The organism is Christensenella minuta (assembly GCF_003628755.1).
Taxonomy (GTDB): Bacteria; Bacillota; Clostridia; order Christensenellales; family Christensenellaceae; genus Christensenella; species Christensenella minuta.
The window spans coordinates 1,394,239-1,419,366 of the sequence record NZ_CP029256.1 but is presented as its reverse complement, the minus strand read 5'-3'; the positions used below and the strand labels follow the sequence as shown (position 1 = coordinate 1,419,366).

General features: G+C 53.3%; 20 protein-coding genes, 1 pseudogene and 1 riboswitch. Of the genes and pseudogenes, 11 read left to right on the top strand and 10 right to left on the bottom strand.

All coding sequences use genetic code 11. The features are described 5' to 3' along the window. Window positions 1-71: 71 nt before the first annotated feature. The 7 genes from B1H56_RS06740 (at window position 72) to rplA (ending at window position 8,878) form a co-directional block, all read left to right on the top strand. Window positions 72-5,186: an Ig-like domain-containing protein gene (locus tag B1H56_RS06740; protein WP_066523400.1), complete on the top strand. Its 5,115-nt coding sequence runs from the start codon at window positions 72-74 to the stop codon at window positions 5,184-5,186. A 163-nt stretch (window positions 5,187-5,349) separates the two neighbouring features. After that, window positions 5,350-6,297 carry a glycosyltransferase family 2 protein gene (locus B1H56_RS06735; protein ID WP_066523399.1) on the top strand — a complete coding sequence of 316 codons (948 nt, stop codon included), beginning with the start codon at window positions 5,350-5,352 and terminating at the stop codon, window positions 6,295-6,297. Between the two features lie 167 nt (window positions 6,298-6,464). Beyond that, window positions 6,465-6,614, top strand: coding sequence for a 50S ribosomal protein L33 (gene rpmG, locus B1H56_RS06730; RefSeq protein WP_046442442.1), 150 nt, complete (start codon window positions 6,465-6,467; stop codon window positions 6,612-6,614). A gap of 19 nt (window positions 6,615-6,633) precedes the next feature. Next, window positions 6,634-6,906, top strand: coding sequence for a preprotein translocase subunit SecE (gene secE / locus B1H56_RS06725; RefSeq protein ID WP_066523398.1), 273 nt, complete (start codon window positions 6,634-6,636; stop codon window positions 6,904-6,906). Window positions 6,907-6,919: 13 nt separating this feature from the next. Continuing rightward, window positions 6,920-7,549, top strand: coding sequence for a transcription termination/antitermination protein NusG (gene nusG / locus B1H56_RS06720; RefSeq protein ID WP_258107159.1), 630 nt, complete (start codon window positions 6,920-6,922; stop codon window positions 7,547-7,549). A gap of 207 nt (window positions 7,550-7,756) precedes the next feature. Further along, window positions 7,757-8,182 carry a 50S ribosomal protein L11 gene (gene rplK / locus B1H56_RS06715; RefSeq protein ID WP_066523397.1) on the top strand — a complete coding sequence of 142 codons (426 nt, stop codon included), beginning with the start codon at window positions 7,757-7,759 and terminating at the stop codon, window positions 8,180-8,182. Window positions 8,183-8,185: 3 nt separating this feature from the next. Next, window positions 8,186-8,878 carry a 50S ribosomal protein L1 gene (gene rplA, locus B1H56_RS06710; RefSeq protein ID WP_066523396.1) on the top strand — a complete coding sequence of 231 codons (693 nt, stop codon included), beginning with the start codon at window positions 8,186-8,188 and terminating at the stop codon, window positions 8,876-8,878. Between the two features lie 289 nt (window positions 8,879-9,167). On the opposite strand, the gene B1H56_RS06705 is transcribed toward rplA, so the two are convergent. From B1H56_RS06705 to argC, 8 genes are all read right to left on the bottom strand, one after another. Then, window positions 9,168-9,383 (bottom strand): helix-turn-helix domain-containing protein, encoded by a 216-nt coding sequence (locus tag B1H56_RS06705; RefSeq protein WP_066523395.1) that lies wholly within the window; start codon window positions 9,381-9,383, stop codon window positions 9,168-9,170. A gap of 9 nt (window positions 9,384-9,392) precedes the next feature. Further along, window positions 9,393-9,830, bottom strand: coding sequence for a DUF2975 domain-containing protein (locus B1H56_RS06700; protein WP_066523394.1), 438 nt, complete (start codon window positions 9,828-9,830; stop codon window positions 9,393-9,395). Window positions 9,831-9,969: 139 nt separating this feature from the next. Continuing rightward, the gene (locus tag B1H56_RS06695) at window positions 9,970-10,239 is read right to left on the bottom strand and encodes a hypothetical protein (protein ID WP_066523393.1); all 270 of its coding nucleotides are present in this window, start codon (window positions 10,237-10,239) and stop codon (window positions 9,970-9,972) included. A gap of 141 nt (window positions 10,240-10,380) precedes the next feature. Beyond that, entirely contained in the window at window positions 10,381-10,908 is a 528-nt protein-coding gene (locus B1H56_RS06690) for a GNAT family N-acetyltransferase (RefSeq protein WP_066739612.1), read from the bottom strand. A gap of 13 nt (window positions 10,909-10,921) precedes the next feature. Further along, window positions 10,922-14,116 carry a carbamoyl-phosphate synthase large subunit gene (gene carB / locus B1H56_RS06685; RefSeq protein ID WP_066523392.1) on the bottom strand — a complete coding sequence of 1,065 codons (3,195 nt, stop codon included), beginning with the start codon at window positions 14,114-14,116 and terminating at the stop codon, window positions 10,922-10,924. Between the two features lie 69 nt (window positions 14,117-14,185). After that, window positions 14,186-15,379: an aspartate aminotransferase family protein gene (locus B1H56_RS06680; protein WP_066523391.1), complete on the bottom strand. Its 1,194-nt coding sequence runs from the start codon at window positions 15,377-15,379 to the stop codon at window positions 14,186-14,188. A gap of 33 nt (window positions 15,380-15,412) precedes the next feature. Continuing rightward, window positions 15,413-16,291, bottom strand: a complete 879-nt coding sequence (gene argB / locus B1H56_RS06675) for an acetylglutamate kinase (protein WP_066523390.1) — start codon at window positions 16,289-16,291, stop codon at window positions 15,413-15,415. A 40-nt stretch (window positions 16,292-16,331) separates the two neighbouring features. Beyond that, a complete protein-coding gene (argC, locus tag B1H56_RS06670; protein ID WP_066523389.1) occupies window positions 16,332-17,366 on the bottom strand; it encodes an N-acetyl-gamma-glutamyl-phosphate reductase in 1,035 nt (344 codons plus the stop codon). Between the two features lie 211 nt (window positions 17,367-17,577). After that, window positions 17,578-17,792, top strand: a riboswitch (cobalamin riboswitch). Window positions 17,793-17,914: 122 nt separating this feature from the next. On the opposite strand from argC, the gene B1H56_RS06665 reads away from it, so the two are divergent. From B1H56_RS06665 to B1H56_RS06655, 3 genes and pseudogenes are all read left to right on the top strand, one after another. Then, a complete protein-coding gene (locus B1H56_RS06665; protein ID WP_162938968.1) occupies window positions 17,915-18,883 on the top strand; it encodes an ABC transporter substrate-binding protein in 969 nt (322 codons plus the stop codon). Between the two features lie 11 nt (window positions 18,884-18,894). Beyond that, entirely contained in the window at window positions 18,895-19,902 is a 1,008-nt protein-coding gene (locus B1H56_RS06660) for a FecCD family ABC transporter permease (RefSeq protein WP_066523388.1), read from the top strand. 66 nt (window positions 19,903-19,968) lie between these two features. Beyond that, window positions 19,969-20,676: pseudogene (locus B1H56_RS06655) on the top strand (ABC transporter ATP-binding protein); the annotation flags it as partial. A 192-nt stretch (window positions 20,677-20,868) separates the two neighbouring features. On the opposite strand, the gene B1H56_RS06650 reads toward B1H56_RS06655, so the two are convergent. Then, complete coding sequence (locus tag B1H56_RS06650; RefSeq protein WP_066523386.1) at window positions 20,869-22,254, bottom strand: carboxypeptidase-like regulatory domain-containing protein; 1,386 nt, start codon at window positions 22,252-22,254, stop codon at window positions 20,869-20,871. A gap of 284 nt (window positions 22,255-22,538) precedes the next feature. Here B1H56_RS06650 and B1H56_RS06640 point away from each other — a divergent pair, with 284 nt between their 5' ends. After that, window positions 22,539-24,302 (top strand): sensor histidine kinase, encoded by a 1,764-nt coding sequence (locus B1H56_RS06640; protein ID WP_066523384.1) that lies wholly within the window; start codon window positions 22,539-22,541, stop codon window positions 24,300-24,302. Here the strand turns inward: B1H56_RS06640 and B1H56_RS06635 are convergent. After that, window positions 24,288-25,016: a LytR/AlgR family response regulator transcription factor gene (locus B1H56_RS06635; protein WP_082770999.1), complete on the bottom strand. Its 729-nt coding sequence runs from the start codon at window positions 25,014-25,016 to the stop codon at window positions 24,288-24,290. The two genes, B1H56_RS06640 and B1H56_RS06635, sit on opposite strands and share 15 nt — an antisense overlap. Window positions 25,017-25,128 lie beyond the last annotated feature (112 nt).

The window sequence follows — 25,128 nt, the reverse complement described above, 5'->3', positions numbered from 1 at the left end:
GGTATTTTTTATTTGCCGTTGAAGAGCCGTGTCTGCACGTAAAATTAACCGATAGCAGGTAGGAAGCAATCATGAGAAAACAAGCGAGAAAACAGGGGAATGGAAAAAAACGGTGGATCGCGGCCCTGTTGGCCGTGGGAATGATATTCGGTCTGTTTGGAATATCGAGCGCCCAGCCGGACCAACCGGCGGCAAGCGCCGGAGAAGAAGCCGTACAAACGGCCAGCCCGACGGGATCCGGCATGCCGGAAGAAAGCAATTCGCCGGCGGAGAATGTTGCCGGTGCAACGCTTCAACCGGACGCGGCCGCAAATACTGAACCGCAGCCGGAAGTTTCAGAGGCTGCCGGCCCTTCCGATGTATTGCCGCTGGAGCGGGAACCGCAGCCGGTGCAGGCGCAAGCGGAAGATGAGTCCAGGGAAGCGGGACAAATCAACGCGATAGCGGAAGATCATACGAATCCGGATATCCTGACCGTTTGGATCGGGACGGATCCGGATCGCCTGGTACAGGCTGCTTCTTCTTTCAGCAGCAATACAGGCGCGAACATTTTTTATGGATTCAAAATGGATGAGCCTATGGCGCTCGGGCAGGATAAGGTCTACCTGAAGATCATGGCGAAAGACGGGTACGCGGAGAATATCAAAGGCAGCGCAGAGGTGAGCTTTCAAATAGGGAATGACAGCTATGACGCAGTTATAAAACTGGGTGAAGTTTTTGCGCTTGACGCAGCCTTTTTCAGGAGCATGGCGTATGGCGATTATGATTTGCTTCAGTTTACCGTCCCTTATGCGGAAGTCTGGGTAGAACGGTTTGTCGACAACGCTTTTATTTGGGAGCGGATGGAGGGAGCCTATACCTATAAAGGATATTTGAAGGATGTGTTCCAGCCATCCGAGGAGCCGGGAAGGACGGTTGAACTGACAGACTATATCGGGCTTTACAAGAGCGGCAATCCGAATGCTCCGGCAATAGAAATTTACCAAAGCGGGAATGCGGTAGGCGGCAGGATCGTCGGGGAATTAAGCGCGGATGGGGCGCAGGCGGAAAGCAGCGTGGCGGCGTTTTCTTCGCTGGGCAGCGACGGAAGCCTGATTGTTACCTTGCAGCTGGGATATGGCGTGAATGCCTATTTTACGGCAGGCACGGACGGAACGCTTACCAGCAAAGACGATTATGCATACCGGAAGGCCGCGGGAGAAACGGCGGGGATGTACACCGGGCTGATCCCCGCGGGAACCGTGTATGCCAAAGAGACAGCCAAGGTCATGCTTATCAGCGGCGGGACGCAGACCCCGTATTTTACGATACAGGAAGCGGTCGACGCAGCGGCAGACGGAGATACCATTGCGCTGCAGGCGGGAACTTACACGGAAAATGTTGCGCTTACCCGGGCCGTTACCCTTACGGGTCCGGAAGAGGGGGAAGCGGTGCTGACGGGGGGCGTTTCTCTGGACGGACCGTTTACGGATGGTTCGCGGACGACCATCAGAAGGCTCGTATTTAATACCAACGGCATCTATGCGAATTCGTGGGGAAGCCAGCCGAACCTTAGCAATATAACCATTGAAAACAATACGTTTGACGGGATCGCCTATACGATCCCAAATTGCGGCGCCTATTCCGCGATCCATTTCAATCTGGATCCGGCAAAACCCGTCAGTGATTTGGTGATTCAAAATAATACGATCACAAATGTAACAGGCGCAAATGCATCGGGAATTACCCTTTCGGATATTGCCGGTACGACGGTAATTGAAGGGAATACCATTGACGGCGTGAGCCTCAACTGCATCCAACTGCCAAGCAATGCGGCGGGGAGCGTAAGCATCCGGAATAATTATTTGAAAAACTGGGATGCGGATGTTGCCGGCGGCGGCAGAGCGATGCGCCTCGGAAATATGAACGCACAGGTCAGCATCAACGAAAACAGTATGGTACGGACGCTTGCGGCGGGCGAAGACGGCGCGGAAATTATCAAAGTAACCTCTGCCGCAAATAAGATCGACGCGGTTAAAAATTACTGGAATTCAGCGGCTCCCGATTTTGGAGCATGCCTCAATACAGCCGGATATTTTGATGCAAAGCCATACTATTCGGATGAAGCGCGCACGAAACTGGTAGAGTTTGCAGTAAAAAATGAGCGCACCGGAGAGGAATATGCGGCCCTTCAAACTGCCGTGAGCAAGGCGGAGGATGGCGATACGCTTCTCCTCGGAACTGACTGTACATTTGGTACGACCGAACAGACAGGCTATGATCCGGACGGGATTGGGTACGGACTTTATGGTAAAGTGCAAAGGGCGCTTACGATCCGCAGCGAGGGCGGCCCTTACACAATCCGTATGACAGGCTATATGCATATTCTGGCCAGCTTAACCCTTGAAAATGTCACGGTGGACGGCGAAAGCGGCGCCGGACGGGGCATCAGCATACGCAACGGGGCGACCCTGACGCTGAACAGCGGGGCGACATTGACCCGCGTCAATTATAGCTCGACCATAGGCGGCGTGCGCGCGGGGGACGACAGCTATCCGGGCGACGGCCCCGGCACGCTTGTAATGAATGCGGGTTCCTCCGTTGTGGATTTTCCGTTCGGCGGAGTGACGGTAGGAAAAGAAGGAACCTTTGTCATGAACGGCGGTATTATTTCAGGCAACGGATTCTCGAACAAGACGGCGGGCGGAAATGGCGTCTATGTAAAGGGCGGTACCTTTCAAATGAACCACGGTACCATTTCCGGCAATTACTGCGGAAATGGCGGCGGCGTTTACGTAAGCGGCGGCACCTTTACCATGGAAGACGGATTAATCACAGGAAACCAGTTTACCGGGAATGGAAACTGCAGCGGCGTTTATGTGAGCGGTACGGGCAGCACTTTTACGATGAACGGCGGGGAAATTTCCGGCAATGAGAAGGCCGGATGCGCAGGCATCTATGTAAGCGGTACGAACTGTACCTTAAACCTGGATAATGCAGTTATCAAAGACAATGTCGGAACAAACTACGGCGGAGTGCGTATGTCGGGCACCGGCACAGTGGTAAACATTTCGGGGAATACCCAGATTACCGGAAACACAAACAGGAGCGGCACGGCAAGCAACCTGATCGTTTCCAGCTCTGTGGCAGTCAATATTACAGACGATCTCATTGGGGCACGGATCGGCGTTACGCCGGCAAGCACCTCGAAGGGATCGGCGATCGTTACGGCGGCGGACCCGGCATGGCTTAATCCGGACGTATTCGTTCCGGACAAAGCGCTTGCTTCCGGCGTGTCGATCGTGCGGATCGGGAATAAACTGATGACGGGGATTGCTACGGAAGTAAGTGCGGCCGGTCTTGAACACGACAGCTTTATCGGCACGGACGCTCCCCCGGCGATCGTGATGAAAGAGCTTGCCGTCAGAACGGCGGCCGGCGTTCCTATAACAGCCGCAGGGACAAGCCTTGCTTATTATGCGGACAACAGCGGCGTACCGGGCGCGCGTCTTGAAAACGCGCCGGCGGGCGCAGGCACTTATTGGGTGCGGGCAATTTACGAGGGAAATACGAACGGCTATTATGGCGCAAGCGTCAGTGATGCGTACCGCTATCAAATCATTGCGGAGGTAGCTGTTTCCGGAATCAGCCTCGACAAGACGGAACTCATGCTCGAGAAAGGGGCACAGGCGCAGCTCACTGCAACGGTAACGCCGGAAAACGCGACGGACAAGACAGTTACATGGAGCACGTCGGATGCAGCCGTGGTGAAGGTCGAGAACGGGAAGCTGACTGCGGTTGGCGGAGGCACGGCGACGGTCAGCGCGTCGGCAGCCGATGGTAAAACGGCGGCATGCAGCGTGACGGTTACAGTACCTGTCTCCGGAATCAGCCTCGACAAGACGGAATTCATGCTCGAGAAAGGGGCACAGGTGCAGCTCGCTGCAACGGTAACGCCGGAAGACGCGACGGACAAGACGGTTACATGGAGCACATCGAACGGAGCGGTTGCAGCTGTAAACGGCGGCAAGATAACGGCAGCGGGCGGCGGCAGCGCGACCGTTACGGCAACGGCTGCAAACGGAAAGACGGCGGCTTGCAGGGTTACGGTGAGCGTTCCCCTGTCGAGCATCCGGATGAGTAATTCGGCAATTTCGCTTGATATGGGGACAAGAGGACTTTTGGTCGCGTTCCCGCAGCCGGAAGACGCGACGGACAAGAGTCTTGTGTGGAGTTCTTCCGACACAAATATCCTGACGGTCGACCAAACGGGCGGATTGCTGCCAGTTGCGCCCGGAACGGCAACAGTTACCGCCAGATCGGCAAACGGGAAAACAGCGTCCTGCACGGTTACGGTAGTAGCGCCGTCCAAGGTGAAACCTGCCGTCCCCGGCACAAATGACAAGGAAGCGGTTGTTGTGGAACCGGAAGTGAAAAACAACGTGCTCGATCCCGACACGATCAAGGAAGCCGTTTCAAATGCAAAACCGGAAGAAGCGGTAGTGGTAAAGGTAGATGTGAGGAACTCTGCGGACGCAAGGATCAGCGCGGGCGTCCTCGAAGAGGCAGCACGGTCGGCAGCGGACGGCGGAGCGAAGATGCTGGTACTGGCGGTGACAGACGGGAATGGGACTGTACTTGCATCCGCAGCGCTTGACCTGGCCAAAGTCGATCCGAAGAAATTACTGGATGTGAACTTTGGCTTTACCAACGAGGTGAGCGATGAAATAGCGCGGCTGGCAAAGGCGGCGGTGCCGGAGGACGCAAATATAATGTTTATCCACCTGGCGCATACCGGCGCGTTCCCATGCCCGGTGACCAGAGTAGATTATGTGGGCGGGAATTTCCGGCCGGGAAGTACGGTATACCTCTATTGGATCGGTCCCTCGGGCGGCCTTAGTGAAGAGCAGGAATTGGTGGTGGACGAGAACGGCTATATCATCTATACGATATCACATGCTTCGCCGTATGCGGTATCCGACCGGAAAATGAGGGCAATGGAGCAAGGCACTCCGGAGGACACCGGAGCCGGAACGAACGATGCGGACCATAAGCGGAACCCGGAACCCGGCAATGTAAAAACAGCCGCAGCAAAAACAGGCGATGAAAGCGACGACCTTCTTTACCTGTGGCTTGCCACGGCCATGGGCGCGGCGGTTACGGGAGGCGCGGCCTCCCTGGGGAAACGCCGCCGGGCAGGCAAATAAAAAAGCAGATGCTGAAAAGAGGGCGGAAGCGCCCTCTTTTTTAGCGAATCCTGAAAAAAGTATGAACTCTGGCAGGAGAATCCTTTCCCCGATTGACTGGGTTATGCAAATATAGTACCATGAAAAGAGCCGAAAGGACTAAAGGTGGAGCGGGTAATAAAGAATGGATTCCTTATATATCGTAGTGCCGTGTTATAACGAAGAAGAGGTGCTGCACGAAACGACCAAGCGGTTGATTGATAAATTAAACCGGATGACAGCGGATGGGCTTATTTCGCCGGACAGCCGTATTCTATATGTGGACGACGGTTCGAAAGATAAAACGTGGCGGATCATCGAGGAACTGCACGGGCAGGAACCGCGCGTTCTGGGGGTAAAGCTGTCACGAAACCGGGGCCACCAGAACGCGCTCCTTGCGGGGTTGATGACGGCAAAGGACATGTGCGACGTAACGGTCTCGATGGATGCGGATCTGCAGGATGATATCGAAGTGCTGGATGCGTTTATCGGCAAGTACCGGGAAGGCTACGATATCGTATACGGCGTGCGGAACAACCGTGATACGGACACGGGTTTTAAGCGTAATACCGCGCAGGCTTTTTATAAGCTGCTGAAGTTTTTCGGAGTGGATGCGGTATACAACCATGCGGATTACCGGCTGATGTCAAAACGTGCGCTCGAGGGGCTTGCGAAATTCGGGGAAGTGAATCTGTTCCTGCGCGGGATCGTGCCGCAAATTGGCTATAAGACAGCTACCGTTGAATATTCGCGCGGCGAACGCTTTGCGGGGGAATCCAAGTATCCGCTGAAGAAGATGGTCAGCTTTGCTTTTGACGGGATCACTTCGTTTTCCGTGAAGCCGATCCGCATGATTACGACGGTAGGCCTGGTGATTTTCCTGGTCAGCCTTATCATGCTGATCTATTCGCTGGCGGTCAACGCAATGGGGCATACGCAGGCGGGATGGACCAGCATGATGATGTCCATCTGGCTTTTGGGCGGCCTTCAGCTGATGGCGATTGGCGTCATCGGCGAATATGTGGGCAAGGCATATATGGAGACGAAAAAGCGGCCGAAATACATCATTGAGACCGTGCTTCGGGATAAATAAACAGTGCGGCCGTAAAGGCCGCTTTTTTTACTGGGAAAATGCGAAAAAAACGCGCAAAAACATTGACAACAACGGGGTTTAATGGTAACATATAAAAGCATCTTTGATAAAAGGCAGAGAGTGCCTTTTTTTAGATTGCTCAAAAACAATGGACCGGAGGGAAGAAAATGCGCACGAAGATTACGCTTGCTTGCACGGAATGCAAACAGAGGAACTATGATACGATGAAAAATAAGAAGAACGACCCGGACAGGATCGAAATGTCTAAGTACTGCAAATTTTGCAAAAAGCATACCGTACATAAGGAAACCAAATAATTTTTGAGGTGGCGTTACGATGGCTAAGACCAAACTACTCGGCGAGGAACGGGAAAAGCACCTGAAGGAGCAAAAGAAGCTCGCCAAGAAGAAGAACAAGAAGCAAAGAAGGAGCCCTGCCCGTTTCTTTAAAGACGTTTGGGGCGAAGTGAAAAAGGTGACATGGCCGACGCGTAAGGATCTGTTCAAGACGACCTTTGCAGTCATCGTGTTCATTATTATTTTCGCGGTAATCGTTGGACTGATGGATTGGGGCTTTGGCTCACTGTTCCAGACGTTCCTGCTGTCTTAGGAGTTATTCTCATATGAGTATGGATAAAAATGGACCGGAAGATGTTCAGATTCCTGAGGAAAACACGAACATCGAAAAGCCTGCGGAAGAAAAAGAGGAAAAGCCAAAATTCTTAAAGCAGGAAAAAACGGATAAACCTTATTGGTATGTCGTATATACTTATTCGGGTTATGAAAACAAGGTGATGGACAACCTTTTAAAGACGGTAGAAAATCACAACCTGCATGACACGATTATGGACGTTAAGGTGCCGATGGAGGAGTCCGTTGAGGTTAAAAACGGAAAGAAGCGTCACGTGTCGAGGAAGATGTTTCCCGGCTATGTGATGGTCAAAATGTTTCTGACGGATGAATCGTGGTATGTTGTGCGCAATACGCGTGGAGTGACCGGGTTTGTCGGGCCGTCCTCCAAACCGATTCCGCTTTCGGATGCGGAAGTGCGTTCGATGGGGATCGAGAATGTACGGATCAGCCTTGACGTGGAGGTCGGCAACAATGTGATCGTGACCTCCGGGCCGCTTGAAAGCTTTGTCGGGGTGGTTGAGGAAGTGAATACGGAGCGCCAGAAGGTACGCGTGCTCGTATCTATGTTTGGCCGAGACACCTCTGTGGAGCTCGACTTCGTGCAGGTTAAACGGATTTAGCAATAAAAAAGCCCTATCCGCTGGTGGTCGTCAGAAATAGCTCTGTCTTGCAAGCGCCAAAATGCGCGCGGCAAAATAACTTGAATGGGAGACCGCCAAAGGAAACAATGTGTTCCTTTCAGGAAAGTGAGCGAAGCAAACGTTTAAAAGTGGGAGGCGTAATCCTCACGCCGCACACCACATCATATAAAAGAAGGAGAAAAGAAAATGGCAAAGAAAATTGCAGGGTATATCAAATTGCAGATACCCGCAGGAAAAGCGACGCCCGCACCGCCGGTAGGCCCGGCACTTGGACAGCACGGCGTCAACATCATGGACTTCACTAAGGCGTTTAATGAAAAGACGGCGCAGCAGGCGGGCCTCATCATCCCTGTTGTGATTACAGTGTATGCTGACCGTTCGTTCAGCTTTATCACCAAGACGCCTCCGGCGGCAGTGCTGATTAAAAAGGCATGCAAGATCGAGAAGGCTTCCGGTGTCCCGAACAAGCAAAAGGTTGCGAAGATTACGCGCGCACAGCTGGAAGAAATTGCAACTTTAAAAATGCCCGACCTGAATGCGGCAAGCCTCGAGGCGGCGGTCAGTATGATTGCCGGCACGGCGAGAAGCATGGGCGTAGAAGTGGAGGGCTAAACGATGAAAAGAGGAAAAAAGTATCAGGACAGTGTTAAGTCCTTTGACAAAATGAACCTGTTTGACCCGGAAGAAGCGGTGAAGGTTTGCAAGGAAACGGCGAAAGCGAATTTCGATGAAACCATCGAGCTTTCCGTGAAGCTGGGCGTTGATCCCCGCCATGCAGACCAGCAGGTAAGAGGCGCTGTTGTCCTCCCGCACGGTACCGGTAAAAAAGTACGTGTGCTCGTTATCACGAAGGGCGACAAAGCGAAGGAAGCGCAGGATGCAGGAGCGGATTTTGTCGGCGCGGAAGAGATGATCGAGAAGATCCAAAAGGAAAACTGGTTCGATTTCGATGTGATCGTGGCGACGCCCGATATGATGGGCCAGATCGGCCGTATCGGTAAAATCCTTGGGCCGAAGGGCCTCATGCCAAACCCGAAATCCGGTACGGTCACGATGGAGATCGAGAAAGCGATCAATGATATCAAAGCCGGTAAAGTGGAATACAGGGTAGATAAAACGGCGATCATCCACGTACCGATCGGGAAGAAGAGTTTCAGCGAGGACCAGCTTCGCGAGAACCTCAAAGCCATTATGGATGCGATCGTGAAGGCAAAGCCGTCGGCAGCAAAGGGTACGTATTTGAAGAGCGTGGTCCTTTCCGCAACGATGGGCCCGGGTGTGAAATGCAACCCGGTACGGTTTATCTAAACGGCTCAAGCAAAATAAAACGGCAGAACAGATGTTCCGCCGTTTTTTGTTTGCCTTTTTAGTGCATGCACCGCAGGGCCGCAGGCAGTGCAGCTATTCGGAACGGGAGAATGCGCCGTTTGGATAGTTTCGGTATTCATAGAACCTCCTTTTGGCTGGGAAAGTAAACGTGCCCGAGCGTATCGGCCGAGAGATAAATCTGTTTCAGGGTAAAACGAACCAACCGCAGCGTACGCAGGGAGATGTGGCGCGGCAGAAATATCTTTTCTGGATTATGGAGCGGCTTATATCAGATATCTTCGTCCGGGACGTATTCCAGAAGATCGGAGGGCTGGCAGCCGAGCGCCCTGCACAGCGCGTTTAGTGTGGAAAAGCGTATTGCCCGGCATTTGTTGTTTTTGAGGATAGAAAGATTTGCAAGCGATATATCTACCATGGCAGACAATTCGTTTAAGCTGATTTTTCGTTTTGCCATCATAACGTCAAGATTTACAAGGATTGCCACGGTATCACCTCACACAGTCAGGTCGATCTCTTCACGGTATTCCGCGGCCCGCTCAATCAGAAAGGCGAGCACCCGGGCGCACAACGTACCGAGCAGCAGCAGCGCGATGCACAGCAGCTTGGAAATAGAAGGCACGAAACAAAAGATGAAGATAAAATCCGCCATCAGCAGCGCCAGGGCCAGTGAAAGCCGCTTCAGGCTCGTTACGTTCCGGCGGACGAATGGATTGCCGTCACGCACGCTTAGAATTAACTTGCGCAGTTCATACAAAAACCAAAGAGAGAGCGCGCCCGCCGTATAGCAGAACAAAAGATTTTGCACCACATACAAACTGAACATGTATTTTGCCAAAAACGGCGTGGCAGCAAACAGGGCAATGATGATGCCCATGCATATCAGCAGTATGATGCTCAGCGCCCCCGCAGTTTTTTTTCCGGAATTTTTCATAAAAACCTCCAGCCATTCACTTTCATGCATCAGTATAGCGCGCGATTTATTACATGTCAATAAAAATTTATCGAAAAACAATAAATTTAAATCGAAGAAAAGGGATATATTGTGTATATCCCTTGTTTGAAAGCCCTGTTTAGAAGATTGCCGCAATGCAGCCGAGCGGAAGCAGGATAACCCAGAAAATAACCGCCAGAAGCGCGAGTACGATACAAACCGTGCCGATCGCCTTGCCTGCGCGCGCGTTTTTGTCCTTTGGATCCACTTTAATGATCTTGCTGCCCGTTGCAACGGCGACAATAGCGAGTACAAAGCCGATAAACGAAAGATAACCGAGGTTCAGCGTAGGGATCCATGCGAGGATATCGCACAGAAGAGCCAAAAGGCCTAAAATCAATGATACCATGATAAGCTTCCTCCAATATATTATTTATTTGAAATAAACGAATATCCTGCAAAGCAAACGTCATTTATGGCGATTTCTGGAAAACAGAACCGCCCAAAGGATCAAGTTTGCCCAAAGGCGCGATATTGCGGCGGAAATTACCTAATGCTTCGCCTTGGCGCATACCGTTTCGTAATCAAACATTTCATCCATTTCGCAGATCTCATTCACCATAAGGGCACGGATATAATCGCTGTCCTTGGAAATGGAATGGATATAATAACCGTTTTTCAAATAAAAAGCCACTGTGGAACGCATCTTGGATGCGGTATGCAGCGCGATCGCGCGCACCCCCATGGAAAGACATTCGATACGCACCTTTTCCAGGAGCAGGCCGCCGATGCCAAGGTTCTGCGCCTCGGGATCGATGGAGAAGCGGCTCAGGTAGGCGATGCCGTCCGTTAGAAGCTCAAAGCGGACGCTGCCTACGATCTCACCGTCGATCCTGGCAAGGTAAACGTTCTTATGATGAATATCCGAGAGCACATCGTCCAGCGTCTCATACAGGGCCGCCACGCTCTCACGCTTGCGGATTTCTTTAGCATAGAGGTCGAAAGCGCGTTTGGTGATCTCGAGGACCTCCTGCGCGTCGGCATCTGTGGCTTTTACCAGTAAAATCTGATCCATCATGGCGCCGTCCCCCTTATTTGTAGTCGCCGAGGGGAATGATGCTCAGCTTATCATCCGACTGGAGGACCTTGAGCATGGAATTTACCGTATCCATCGACGTGATGCACGGAACATTGAATCCAACGGCCGTGCGGCGCAGGCGGAACCCGCTGCGCGTCTTCTGTTTGCCGCGCGTAGGGGTATTGACGATGAGGGAAAAATCACCGGCCTTGATGCGATCGAGCACCTTCTCGTTGGGCACCAGCTCCGTCTCAAACCCATGCTCGCTGAAATACTGATGCGTGCCCGGCGTAGCCGCGAGAGCGAAACCACATTCCTTCATTTGCTTCGCGATGCCGAGGGCCTCCTCCTTATCGCGGTTGGCAACACTGACAAGGATCGTTCCTTCCTTGTCGGGGATGCTGCTTCCAGAAGCGAGGAACGCCTTCTTCAGTGCTTTAATGAAAGTGCGGTCCGTTCCCATGACCTCGCCCGTAGACTTCATCTCAGGCCCGAGGAAGGTGTCTACCGTGGCAAGCTTGGAGAAGGAGAATACAGGCGCTTTGACGGTTACGAGCCGCGACTCCTTATGTACGCCAGTCGCGTAGCCCATGCCCCTGAGCGTTTCGCCAAGCATGATGCGCGTCGCAAGACCGACCATCGGCACCCCTGTAACCTTGGAAAGGATAGGTACCGTACGGCTTGCGCGCGGATTCACCTCGATGACATACACATTTTCCTTTTCGTCCATAACGAACTGGATATTGAAAAGCCCCTTTACGTTAAGCGCCCGCCCGAGGGCGATGCCGTATTCCGCCACCTTTTTCTTCGCTTCCTTGGAGATCGTCTGCGTGGGATAGACCGCAAAGCTGTCGCCCGAGTGCACGCCCGCGCGTTCCAAATGTTCCATGATGCCTACGACGAGCACATCCTCGCCGTCGCATACGGCATCAAGTTCGATCTCCTTACCAACCACATATTTGTCGATCAGCACCGGCTTATCCGGCGAGACCTCGGCTGCCATGGTCATGTATTCCGTCAGCTCGGCGTCGTTGTAAACGATCTCCATCGCGCGTCCTCCGAGGACGTAGGAAGGGCGTACCAGAACCGGATAGCCGATCTCCGCCGCCGCCTCGAGCGCATGCTCGAGGGAGAAGGTGGTGTCGCCTTTCGGCAGGGGAATGCTGAGCTCCTGCAACACATGGAGGAATTTATCCCGGTCCTCGGCACGGTCGATATCTTCGACTGTGGTGCCGAGCACGGTTTTGCCGGTATCCACGATGGGTTTGGCAAGGTTAATCGCCGTCTGCCCGCCGAACTGGACGATAACGCCCTCCGGTTTTTCCTTGTCGATGATATCGAGCACGCATTCCTTGGTGAGCGGCTCGAAGTACAGTTTATCCGACGTATCGAAGTCCGTGGATACCGTTTCAGGATTGGAATTGATGATAATGGACTCATAGCCCATTTCTTTCAGGGTGTTTACGGAATGAACGGAGCAATAATCAAATTCAATGCCCTGGCCTATGCGGATCGGGCCGGAGCCGAGAACAATGACCTTTTTCCGGTCGGTCCGCTCCACCTCGTCTTCGTTATCGTAGGTGGAGTAATAGTAGGGCGTAACGGCCTTGAACTCGCCCGCACAGGTATCGACTTTCTTAAAGGACGGATGAATGCCCATAGCGCCGCGCATATAAGTGATCTGCGATTCATGCGCACCGATACAGTCCGCGATATAGCCGTCGCCAAACCCCGCTTTTTTGCACTTGCGGAGCACCCACTCGGGCAGGTCCTCGATGGTATAGCTGCGAAGGCGGCTCGAAAGGTCGACGATGTTTTTCAGCTTATTGATGAAGAATTCATCGATCTGGGTGATCTCATGCAGCTTTTCGACCGTATAGCCGCGTTCGAGCGCCTTTGAAAGCACGAAGATACGTTCGTCGTCAGGATTGCGGAGCGACTCGTCAAGCTCGTTCAGGGTCCAGTCGTCGATATTTTTCATGCCGAGGTTGTAATTCAGCTTTACGTCGAGGCAGTCGATCGCTTTTAAAAGCGATTCCTCAATGCTGCGGCCAATGGCCATGACCTCGCCCGTCGCTTTCATCTGCGTGCCGAGGATCCGGTCCGCTCCCGTAAATTTGTCGAACGGCCAGCGGGGGACCTTAGTCACCACATAATCGAGCGTAGGCTCAAAGCAGGCGTAGGTTTTCCCGGTAACGGAATTCTTAATCTCGTCGAGGTTATAGCCGACCGCGATCTTCGCCGCAACGCGGGCGATCGGATAACCTGTCGCCTTAGATGCGAGCGCGGAGGAACGCGATACGCGCGGATTCACCTCGATGACCACATAGTCGTAGGAATTCGGGTCGAGCGCATACTGGATATTGCAGCCGCCCTTAATGTCGAGCGCACGGATGATCTTGAGCGCGGAGGTGCGCAGCATCTGGTATTCCCGGTCCGTAAGCGTCTGCGAGGGCGCGACAACAATGCTGTCGCCCGTGTGGACGCCGACGGGGTCAATGTTTTCCATATTACACACGATGATACAGTTGTCGGCATTGTCGCGGATCACTTCATATTCGATTTCCTTCCAGCCGGCAACGCTTTGTTCGAGCAAAACCTGGTGGATCAGGCTCATCTTAAGGCCGCGGGCGGTGATATCCCTAAGCTCGTCCATATCGTGGGCAACGCCGCCGCCCGTACCGCCCAGCGTATAGGCGGGACGTACGATCAGCGGGAAGGGGCATTCGTGTGAAAATGCTTCCGCTTCCTCAAGCGAGGTGACAATGGTAGAATGGGTGGTCTTCTGACCGGTCTTTACCATCAGGTCTTTAAACAGCTCGCGGTCTTCCGCCAGCCGGATGGAATCGAGCTGCGTACCGAGAAGCCGGATGCCAAGTTTGGGCAGGATGCCGCAGTCATCAAGCTCAATGGCCATGTTGAGGCCGGTCTGCCCGCCCAGCGTGGCAATAATCCCCTGGGGCTTTTCCTTTTTGAGGATACGAATGACCGTATCGAGGGTGATCGGCTCGATATATACCTTATCCGCCATATTGAGGTCTGTCATGATCGTGGCGGGATTGGAATTGATGAGCACGACCTCATAGCCCTCTTCCTTCAGGGCCTTACACGCCTGCGTGCCGCTGTAATCGAATTCCGCAGCCTGGCCAATAATAATAGGGCCGGAGCCGATCACGAGTATTTTTTCAATATCTGTAAGTTTTGGCATCTTGCATTCCCTTTCTCTTGCAAACTCTAATCTTTTTAAAAAAGCAGACGCTTGCGCCTGCTTTGAACATCATTGGAATAGCCGGTCGAGCGTCTCGATCAAAAGGCCGATCTGTTTTTGCATAATGATATACGGCGGCGCGAACCGGAGCGTATTCCCTCCGGCCGTTCCAATCACAAAACCCTTCTTGAGAAGCTCGTCCTGCACTGCATGCGCATCGGCTTTGCCGGATAATTCGGCGCCGAGGAGCAATCCCTTTCCGCGCACGCCGACAATGAACTCAGGATATTTTGCCATCAGGAACTCCAATTGTTCCCTGAAATAAGCTCCCATATTCTCAATATGGGAGAGCATCCTGTCGTCGATCCTTTCCGTTACGTAGAGTCCTGCCGCACACGCGAGCGGGTTCCCGCCGAAGGTAGAGCCGTGGTCGCCCGGGCCAAAAGCATCGACGACAGGTCCGGATGCCAGGCAAGCGCCGATCGGAACGCCGTTTCCAAGCGCTTTGGCAAGCGTCGTAATATCTGCTTTTACGCCGTAATGCTCCTGCGCAAGCAGGCGGCCCGTGCGGCCCATACCTGTCTGTACTTCGTCGATGATAAGGGGAACATCGGCTTCCGTACACAACGCGCGGATGAGTGAAACGAATTCTTCGCGCAGGGGAAGCACGCCGCTTTCACCCTGTATTACTTCAACTATTACACCACATTTATCCGCTGTGACTGCGGATTTTGCGGCTTCCATATCGTTTGCGTCGATATAAGTAAAATCATAGGCCGTCGGGCGGAAAGGTTCGTGGAACTTTTCCTGCCCGGTTGCGGAGAGCGTGAAAAGCGTACGGCCGTGGAAGCTTTTCTTAAGCGCGACGAACCGGTCCGAATCCTTCCCTTTGCTATAAGCATATTTCTTTGCCAGTTTGAGGGCGCATTCGTTTGCCTCCGCGCCGCTGTTGCCGAAAAACACACGGTCCATGCCTGTCTTTTCGCATAAAAGCTGCGCGAGGCGTGCTTGCGGCTCATTATAAAAATAGTTGCAGGTGTGGATCACGCCGGAATCGACCTGGCCTTTGAGTACCGCCTGGAAGCCTTCGTCTGAATAGCCGAGGCAATTGACCGCAATTCCCGCAAGGAAATCAATGTATTCCTTGCCCTCCGCGTCCGTGAGGACTGCGCCGCTGCCGCCTGTAAACACGGCGGGCAGGCGGGTGCCGAAGGTTTTCATATAGTATTCAGAATCCAGTTTCTTCAGTTCATCGTATGTCATATTTTTCTCCAAAATAACCGGCTGCCGGGAACCTCAGCCCGTTACCATCGTCCCGATACCGGAATCCGTAAAAATTTCGAGGATGATCGGGTGCGGGATCGTGCCGTTCAGGATATGGGTGCGCCCTACGCCTTTTTCAATGGCGGAAAGGCAGCTTTGCACCTTGGGGAGCATCCCTCCTGTAATTTTACCCTCTTCAATCATATTTAGTATATCCGTTTTGGAAGCTACATACAAGAGGGATTCGGGATCATCTTCCTTCGTACGGATGCCGTCCGTATCGGTGAGGAAGATCAGTTTTTCCGCCTTGAGCGCCGTCGCAATCGCCCCCGCGACCGTATCCGCGTTGATATTATAGCTTTCTCCATGGTCGCCCGTGCCGACAGGCGCAATGACCGGGATATACTGGTCGTGCGCGAGGGTATTCAGAAGCGTGGTGTTAATGGATGTGATCTGCCCGACGTTGCCAAGGTCCACGCCGTTTTTGGGCGGCGCTTTTACTGCCTTGATGATATTTCCGTCGATCCCACACAGGCCGATTGCCGACGCGCCCATGCCGTTCAGCTTGGCGACGATCTCTTTATTGATCTTACCCGTCAGCACCATCTGCACCACTTCCATGGTGGCGTCGTCGGTCACGCGCAGGCCGTCCACAAAATTCGGCTTGATATCGAGGGAATCGAGCATATGATTGATGTCCGGTCCACCGCCGTGCACGAGGATCGGGTTCATCCCGACGAATTTCAGCAGCGTGATATCCTCCATGATCTTCTGCGTGAGGTCGTCATGCATCATGGCGGCCCCGCCGTATTTGATAACGATGGTTTTGCCGAACAGCCGCTGGATGTAAGGAAGAGCCTCTACCAGCATGTGTGCGCGTTCCAGATATTGTTCCATTTTTTGATCTTCCATAATTTTCACCTTTATTTATTTGAAATTTAATTTGCTTCCATCACAGGTACCATGCGGTGCGGGGAAGGCCCAACGTTTCGTCGAAGCCGTTCATCAGGTTGAAATTCTGCACCGCCTGGCCGGCCGCACCCTTGATAAGGTTGTCGGTGCAGGAGACAACGATGATTTTGCCGGTGCGCGGCGAAACTTCAAAACCGATCATACAATTATTGGAACCCACTACATATTTCAGCTCGGGGAGCTTGCCGTGGGGCAGCACATGCGTGAACGGGGCGTCCGCATAATATTTTTCGTATGCCGCGGTGACCGTTTCCGGGGTAACGCCCTCCATAAGATCGGCATAAACCGTTGCCAGGATGCCCCGTTTTACGGGCAGCAGGTGCGGCGTGAAGAGCAGGCAGACATCCTTCCTGGAAAGCTTCGACAGCTGTTCCTCGATTTCGGAAGTATGCCTGTGCAGGGGCACGGAATAAGCTTTGAAATTGCCGGCAGTCTCGCAATAGGAAAAAGCAAGCTTCTCCTTCCGGCCAGCCCCCGTAACACCTGATTTCGCGTCGATCACGATCCCTTTTTCGCAGATCAGTCCTTCCTTGAGGAGCGGCGCCAGCGCAAGGATACTCGTTGTGGTATAGCACCCCGGATTAGAAGTGAAATTCGCTTTCTTTACCTCCGCTCCGAAAAATTCGGGGAGACCGTAAACAGCTTCGCGGTTTTCTTTTTTTGCGGAATGTGAAATTCCGTACCATTTCTCATAAATATCCGTGTTGTCATAACGGAAATCACCCGAAAGGTCGATCACCTTATGCCCCTTTTTCAAGAGAGGAGGCGCCGCCACAAGGGATTGGCCGTGGGGCAGGCATAGGAATACAAAATCGTCCGCGCCGAATTTACCGCCGCTTTCCTGCAGCTCCAGCTCCCTTTCCGGCAGGAAGTTTGCATAAATATCATGCAGCTTCTTTCCTGCAAAGCTCTTTGATACGGCCTTATTGATCTGTACGCCGGGGTGGGCGCTGAGCAGCCGCAGCAGCTCGGCCCCGACATAGCCCGTTGCGCCAATTACACTGACATTAATCATGTTCCAAACAGCTCCTTTTTGTACGGAGCGCGGCAAAACGCCCCGGATTTTCAATTGACATTAATAATTATACATTGAAATGAATAATTATGCAATAGTTGTTTGCGCGAAAACGCACAGATTCTGCGGCTGCGGCTGCAAAAAGTTGGAAATAATGACGGATGCGGTAAAAGCTCATTGAGTTACGGGGCGTCTTGTGGTATATTTATATCCGTAATTGAACCAAATTGGTGCCGGGGAACCGGATAATAGGGAAAGCGTATGCCGCTACAGCCCACCGCTGCCGTGTGACGGAGCGCCTGCGCCGGACGGGAAATTTGTCCGGAATTTGTGGAAAACCACGTAAATGCCACTGGTGAAAACCGGGAAGGCGCGCAGGACGTGATGAGGTCAAGTCGGAAAACCTGCCGGTTTGGAAACGTTTTTTCTTCGGCGGGAAGAAAAAAGTGCGTAACGCCTTTTTTGCGAATGCCGAAGGGGTGTTTTTTATTTTCAATAAAATATTGGCGCCCCGTTTACAGGGGCGGCCTATGAAAGGAAGTTTTCAAATGAATAGAAAATGGATTGCATTATTTGCCTGTGTCATACTCTGTATTTCCGTGTTCGCGGGATGTGCGCAGAGTGAACCGGCCGCTTCCGTGAGCGCGGAGGCGGCACAGGAAGCATCAGTTTCCCCGTCCGAGCTGGCGGCACAGCCTTCCGGGTCCGCGCCCGCGGCGGGCGTCAGCGTAACGGATATGGCGGGAGACGAGGTAACCGTTGAAAAAGCAGACAGGATCGTTTCCCTGACGCCAGCAGGCACGGAGATCGTGTGCGCGCTGGGCGCGGCCAAGCAGTTGGTGGGCATCGATGCGTATTCCAATTACCCGGAGATTACGCAGAGCATCGAGATCGTCGGGGACTTCAACGGCCCGGATGTGGAGAAAGTAACGGCATTGGAACCGGATGTCGTGCTGGCGGGCACGGGTTTGCAGCAGGATGCGGTCGACAAATTAGGTGAAATGGGCATCACAGTGGTGGTCGTGGAGGCGACGGCCTTTGACGATATCCCTAAATCCATCGAACTGGTGGGCAAGATCGTGGGTATGGAGGACGTGGCTGAGCAGGTTACGGCGGATATCGACGCGGCTGTGAAAAGCGCACAGGACAATCAGCCGTCCGAAGAAAAGACGGTTTATTATGCGATGAGCTATGGCGACATGGGTAACTGGACGAGCGGCCCCGGCAGCTTTATCAATACCATGATCGAGCTTGCCGGCGGCAAGTGTATCACAGCCGACCAAGCCGCGCCGTGGATCGAATATTCACTGGAGGATCTTGCAGCGGCGGACCCGGATATCATCCTTTTGGACAGCAGCATGGGCAGCACGGAGGCCCTTGCGGAGGTAGCGGGCTATAAGGACCTGACCGCTGTCAGGAACGGCAATGTATACGCGATTGACGCGGATGTGTTTACGCGTCCCGGTCCGCGTATCGGCGAGGCTGTCCTCGAGATCAGCGAGATACTGAACAAGTAACGGGGATACCGATGGCCAAAAAACCTGCAAAATTCCAGATGATCTTACTGGCGCTCATTTTAGGGGGCATTGCCGCCTTTGTGTGCGCCTTTTTTGTGGGGAGTTCGGGTTTTTCGTTTGCGGAATTTGCGCGTGTGCTCGACGGCACGGCTTCGCAGGCAATGTATAATATCTTTTTGAATATCCGCCTCCCCCGTGCAATCGGCGCCTTTTTGGTGGGAGCGGCACTTGCTGTTTCAGGCTGCTGTCTGCAGGGGGTGTTCAAAAACCCGATGGCGGATTCATTTGTGCTGGGCGTTTCCTCGGGCGCGGCGCTGGGAGCGACGGTTGCCATGACGTTTTTTACGACGGCCACGGTGTTCGGCGCGGGAACGGTCGCTGTATTCAGCTTTTTGGGCGCGCTGATTGCCGTGCTTGTGGTGTACAACATTTCGCGCATACGCGGCAAGGTATCGACCTTTTCGCTGCTGCTGTCCGGCTTTTCCATGAGCGCTATGTTCTCGGCCATTATCTACCTGATTATGCTTTTAAACCGCGATAAGATGGAAAATGTTGTCATGTGGAATATGGGCAGCCTCGCAAGTATGTCGTGGGAAAAGGTAGCTATTGCGCTGCCGGCGGTCCTCGTTTGCTCGGCATTGCTGATGCTCTATGCAAAGCCCTTAAATATCATGCTCAACGGGGACGAGGTGTCGCGCAGCTTGGGCGTCGATACGCATAAGACGCGCAGGAATATGCTTATACTGACCTCGCTGCTGTCCGCTGTGGCGGTTTCGGTCAGCGGAATTATCGGATTCGTGGGGTTGATGGTGCCGCACCTTTTGCGCATGGCCGCAGGGCCGGATAACAAAAAGCTGATGCCCTTATGCTTTGTGGGCGGAGGCGCTTATTTACTCGTGTGCGATATCATTGCGCGCGTCATACTTTCCGGACAGGAGATGCCGGTGGGCATCGTGACGTCAATACTGGGCGTGCCGTTCTTTATTTTTTTACTGCGGCGCGGACGGAAGGGGGTATAGGCTATGAGTATCGAAATCAAAGACGTATGCCTTACAATAGACGATACGCCCATCCTGCATAATATTTCCCTGACGCTTAGCGGCGGTATGGTGGGCGTGCTGGGGCCGAACGGCGCAGGCAAGACGACCCTGCTGCGCGTGATCTCAGGCTATTTGAGGCCCCGGCAGGGCACTGTCAGGCTGGATGGCGGGGACGTAGGCGCGCTGGGCGCGAAAGCGCTTGCCAAAAAAATGGCGCTCGTACCGCAGAATTACGCTCTGGAATATGATTTTACCGTGCTTGAGACTGTACTGATGGGGCGCAACCCGCACAAGAAAACCTTTGAAAGCGACACGCCGGAAGATGTGGAATTGGCGCGCGAATGTATCCGGAAAACGGGCATCGGCCACCTTGAGAACAGGTCTGTCACAGGGCTTTCAGGCGGGGAATGGCAGCGCATGATTATTGCGCGCGCGCTGTGCCAGGAGTCAAGCATCCTGCTTCTGGACGAGCCGGTCGCAAGCCTTGATATCAAGCACCAGGTGGGCATCCTTTCGCTGGTGCGCTCGCTTGTACGCAGCAGGGGGATGCTGTGCGTATGCGTGCTGCACGATTTAAACCTTGCGAGTCATTACTGCGACCAGGTCGTACTGATGAAAAAGGGGCGCGTGATCGAATATGGCCCTACGGGGGATATCCTGAAAAAAGATATCCTTGAGGAGGTATACGGTACGAAGATTTGTATGTTGCGGGCGGAAGATGGCTCCGCCTACATTTTGCCGGAGATGCCGTAACGAAGAAATAAATTAAAATGGCTGTGCCGAGCGGCGCGGTCTTTTTTCCGGAACCGGTCGGGCTGCGGGAAGTGCAGCCGGGCAGCCTTTGCCCGCTTTTTTCGCCGGAACAAAAAGGAGCGAATTGTTTCGCTCCTTTTTGTTTAGCCTAACGCTGCATTCGCGTTGCAATCCTTGCCGGAGGCAAGCGAATTATTTATAGGCATGACGTTTTCTCAGCGTAAGGTACAGGACAGCAAGGCTTGCTCCCGCGAGGAAAACATAGGGAAGCGCTGTCGTGCCGTCTCCGGTCTTGGGCGCGGCAGGGTTTGCCGCCGTGTTGAGGACGATATTCTTTTCGTTCAGAATGCCGTTTCCTACGGCAAAATCTTTCTCGCTGTATACGGCGGAGCCGTCTATGCATACCGTCAGGTTTGCGATCCCGCCTGTGACCTCCATGCTGTAATAGCCGTTATCGTCCGTGAACGCGGCATAGTTGCCCCAGTTCACTTCCGCTCCGGAAACAGGTTTGCCGTTTGCGTCCGTTACCGTCCCCGCAAGCGTACAAAGGTTGGCTTCCAGGACGATGTTTTTCTCAATTGTGCCGTTCGCTACGGCGAAGCCGGGTTCCGCAAAAATCAGGAATCCGTCCGCATATACGGTAAGACTGTTCGTCCCCGCCGGAACCTGCATGCTGTAATGGCCGTTATCGTCCGTAAACGCGGCATAGTTGCCCCAATTCACCTCAGCGCCGGGAACAGGGTTGCCGGCTGCGTCTGTTATGGTTCCTTCCAGCGTGTGGGGCGGGAGCGAAAGGACAATATCCTCTTCCGCCGCAGCGCCGCTTACGGTGAAGGCAGGATAAGAATAGATAACGTAGCCTTCCTTATATGCGATAAGGTTTGCGGTTCCCGCAAGGACTTTCATGCTGTAATAGCCGTTATCATCCGTGAACGCGGCATAGTTGCCCCAATTTACCTCCGCTCCGGAAACGGGGTTGCCGTCTTCATCCGTGATTTCCCCGGAAAGCGTGTGGAAGTTCAGCGCGACGTTTTTCTCCGGCATGCCGTGCCGCACTTCCATATTTGCCTCGGAATAGACGACATAGCCTTCCGCATATACCGTGAAGTTAGCCGTCCCCGCCGGAAGGTCGTCCAGGGCATATTTACCGTCAGGGCCGGACGTTGTTTCATATCTGCCCCAGCTCACCTCTGCGTCGGGAACAGGGACGCCGTCTTCGTTCGTTACGGTGCCGGTAAGCGTCCAGATGTTCTTGGTAAGGAAAACCTCGCGGGAGAGGATTTCGCCCGCTGTGTCCTGCGCCGTGATTTCCGTGGAAAAAATCACCCATCCGTCTTTATATACGGTTAGGTTCCCGCTTGTTCCCTGTGGGACGACGAGCGTGCATGATCCGGTAGGAGCGGTCGTTTCGCTGAAATTGCCCAGGTTTACCTCGGCTCCCGCAATCAAGGTCTCCGTCTCATCTGCGTCCTTTACCGTCACGGTAATCGTACAAACATCCGCGACCGCAAATGCTGTCGGTATAAGCGCCAATACCAGCACAAACGATAACAAAACGCATACGATCTTTTTTTTCATGTTTTTTCCTCCTGCTGTTTTTTTGTGTTTCAGAGACCGGCCGGACTTTCATTCATCCGGCCGGGAGTTTCCGCGGCTTTTGCATTTGCGGCTTGCAAAATCCGCGGTGCCGCTGTTTCTCAGCACTGCGCGGGTATTGCCTTTCCCAATGGATATATGTGTTATTCCGTTTAAAATGAAAAATTTCTCTTACCTGTATTTTACTGTGAAAGCTCCGGCGCATTCAACAGCGAAGCCGTAAACAACCGGTTCCAGGCCGTAAACGGCACGGAGCGGCAAAAGATTTGACGGAAAGAATAAAATGTGAGATGCTTGAAACGGGCGGCGGCAGAATGTTTGCCAATGTATGGAACGGACAAAGGGAAAAAGCGATGAAACGGAAAAATATCTCATTGTGGATGGGGATACTCGCCTTCGTTTTGATTTGTGCCGGGATAGCAGGCTTTTTATTTACATTTACCTACTTCCGGCAAACACAGTCCTATATCGTGTGGAACGAAGCGTACCGGATTGGCGAAGACGGCGTAAAAACGCCGTGCCCCGTCGATGCCTACGGAAGCGTCGAAGGCCTGGACAGCGGAGATACCTACGTGCTTTCCGCACGGCTTCCGCAGGGGCCCGCGGACGGAAAGCTGGTTTTTCTGTCTTCAGCGGGCGAAGTTGCATTTGAACTGGACGGGCGGGAACTTTATTCCGAGCGGATTGCGCCGGGAAGCCCGGCGGCTTCCGTAGAGATCGATCTGCCCGAAGATTATGCAGGTAAGCCGCTCGCTATGCGGTACCGCTTTTTGGGAACGGACGAAGAATATATGACGCCGGTCCCCTTTATAACCTCCGTATGGATCGAGGACGGCCAGGCGTATGCATATGCCAACTACTATGGGATACGCGCGGGCATTTACGGATGCGTTTTTGTGGCCGCGTGCGGCTTGTTTCTGTTTAGCCTGTTTATGCGAAAAAAGGATTTCAGCCTCCTCCTGCTCGCGGCTGCCGCGCTGGCCATGCTGTTTTGCCGCATGACGGAAGGGATGGGAATCATTTTCCTGCCAGAGGGAATGGTCTCTGTTTTCCATCATCCTTTTTTTGAATTTCTTCCGGCAATATTAATTGTCGTTTATCTATGGCTCAACCGAAAATACGGAATGTGGCGGTATTTTGGCAGACTCAGCTTATGTGCGGCAGCCGTACTCGCAGCCGCCTTCGTCATTTCGCTTGCCTGCGGGAGTTATTTTGCCTTTTATATCAATATGAAATTTGAGGACCTGGCGGCCGGGTATTATAGCGGACTGATCTATTGGCTCACGGCCTACCTGCTGGTCGTAAGCATTGCCGTTTCCGTCTTTTGCGCGGTGCGCGCGGCGGCCCGGGAGCAAGCCGGACGGCAGGCGCTTGCCATGAAAAACGAATTGATTTCCAGAAGCTACCGCGCTATCGAGCGCAGTGCGCGGGAGAACGCCGCGATGCGGCACGAGATAAAAAATCATCTGGCGGCAATGAACTTTCTGTACCGGGAAGGGGACGTGGAAGGGCTTGGAAACTACCTGAAAGATTTGAACGGACAGGAAGCGGGTATGATGCGTACGCGGTTTACGGGGAATTTTTTACTCAACGCCATTTTGCAAAGCTATGCGGCACGGGCGGCGGAAGGAAGCATTCGGTTTGAAGCGGTCGCTGCCGTGCCCCAAAAACTCGGGATCGCCGACAGCGATCTAAGCAGTCTGCTGATGAATATGCTCGATAATGCGGTGCGGGGATGCGAAACGGTTATCGATCCAGCGAAGCGGTATATCTGCCTGAATATCAGTAAAAAGGGAAACTATCTTGCAATACGTTGCGAAAATCCATACGCGGGAGAGGTCAAAAGCGACAGAAGGGGCAAGCCGCTGACGGACAAAGCGGATGCGGCCGCCCACGGATATGGGATGCGCCTGATGGAAGAGACCGCGAAAAAATACGGTGGAGTTCTGGATATCAGCAGCTCCGGAGGCGTGTTTCGCCTGCAGACCGCCCTGCGGCTGACAGAAAAAGAAAAGTTATCCGAGGTTTAAAAAACGGGTGAACGCGCTTTGCAGGCTGCGGGAATAATTGCGGCCGATCGGAAGCGTTTTGCCGTTATTAAGGCGAACCTCCGTGCGCGTGATTTCCCGGATATATGATAGATTTACAATAAAGCTGTTATGGCAGCGGCAAAACCGGCCTGCGGGGAGCGCCTCCTGCATTCGGTGCAGCGGAATGCGAAAAGAACGCATATCGTTTTCCAGCCAGACATGCAGATTGTGGTCCTGACTCTCCAAATATAAAATATGGTCTGCGTCAAAAGAGAAACGTCTGCTTCCATATTCCAGCGAAACCGTTTTGGAGATATGGTTAAGCTTGAGATCGGTGTCGAACGCCTTTTGCAGCGCCGCCTTTGTGACTGGTTTTAAAAGGAAATGCACGGGCTGGACGTCATAGCCTTCCCGCAGGTATTCCTCATATCCTGTTGCAAAAATAATACTGACGCGGTTGCCTGCCTCCCGCAGGCGGCGTGCGAGTTCGAGGCCGCTCATGGGCTCCATTTTGATATCAAGGAGCAGGACATGGAAGGCCGCCGGGTCTTTCTCCAGCATGCGGAGCAGGGCCTCAGGGCCGGAAAAAACCGTAATATCGAAAGAGATACCACTCTCTGATAAAATTTGGCGGCAAAGGCCATGCAGGTCCTTTGATACAGTTGGATCGTCTTCACAGATCGCGGCCCGGTACATCCACATTTCTCCCTTCATCTTTTATCGTTAATATTATACCGGACCGGAAGTGGAATTTCAACGCGGGAAGTCGCCGCCGCCCTGTCCGGCCAAGTGAAGAACTGATGCCGCCGGGCCGAAAGCAAGAGCG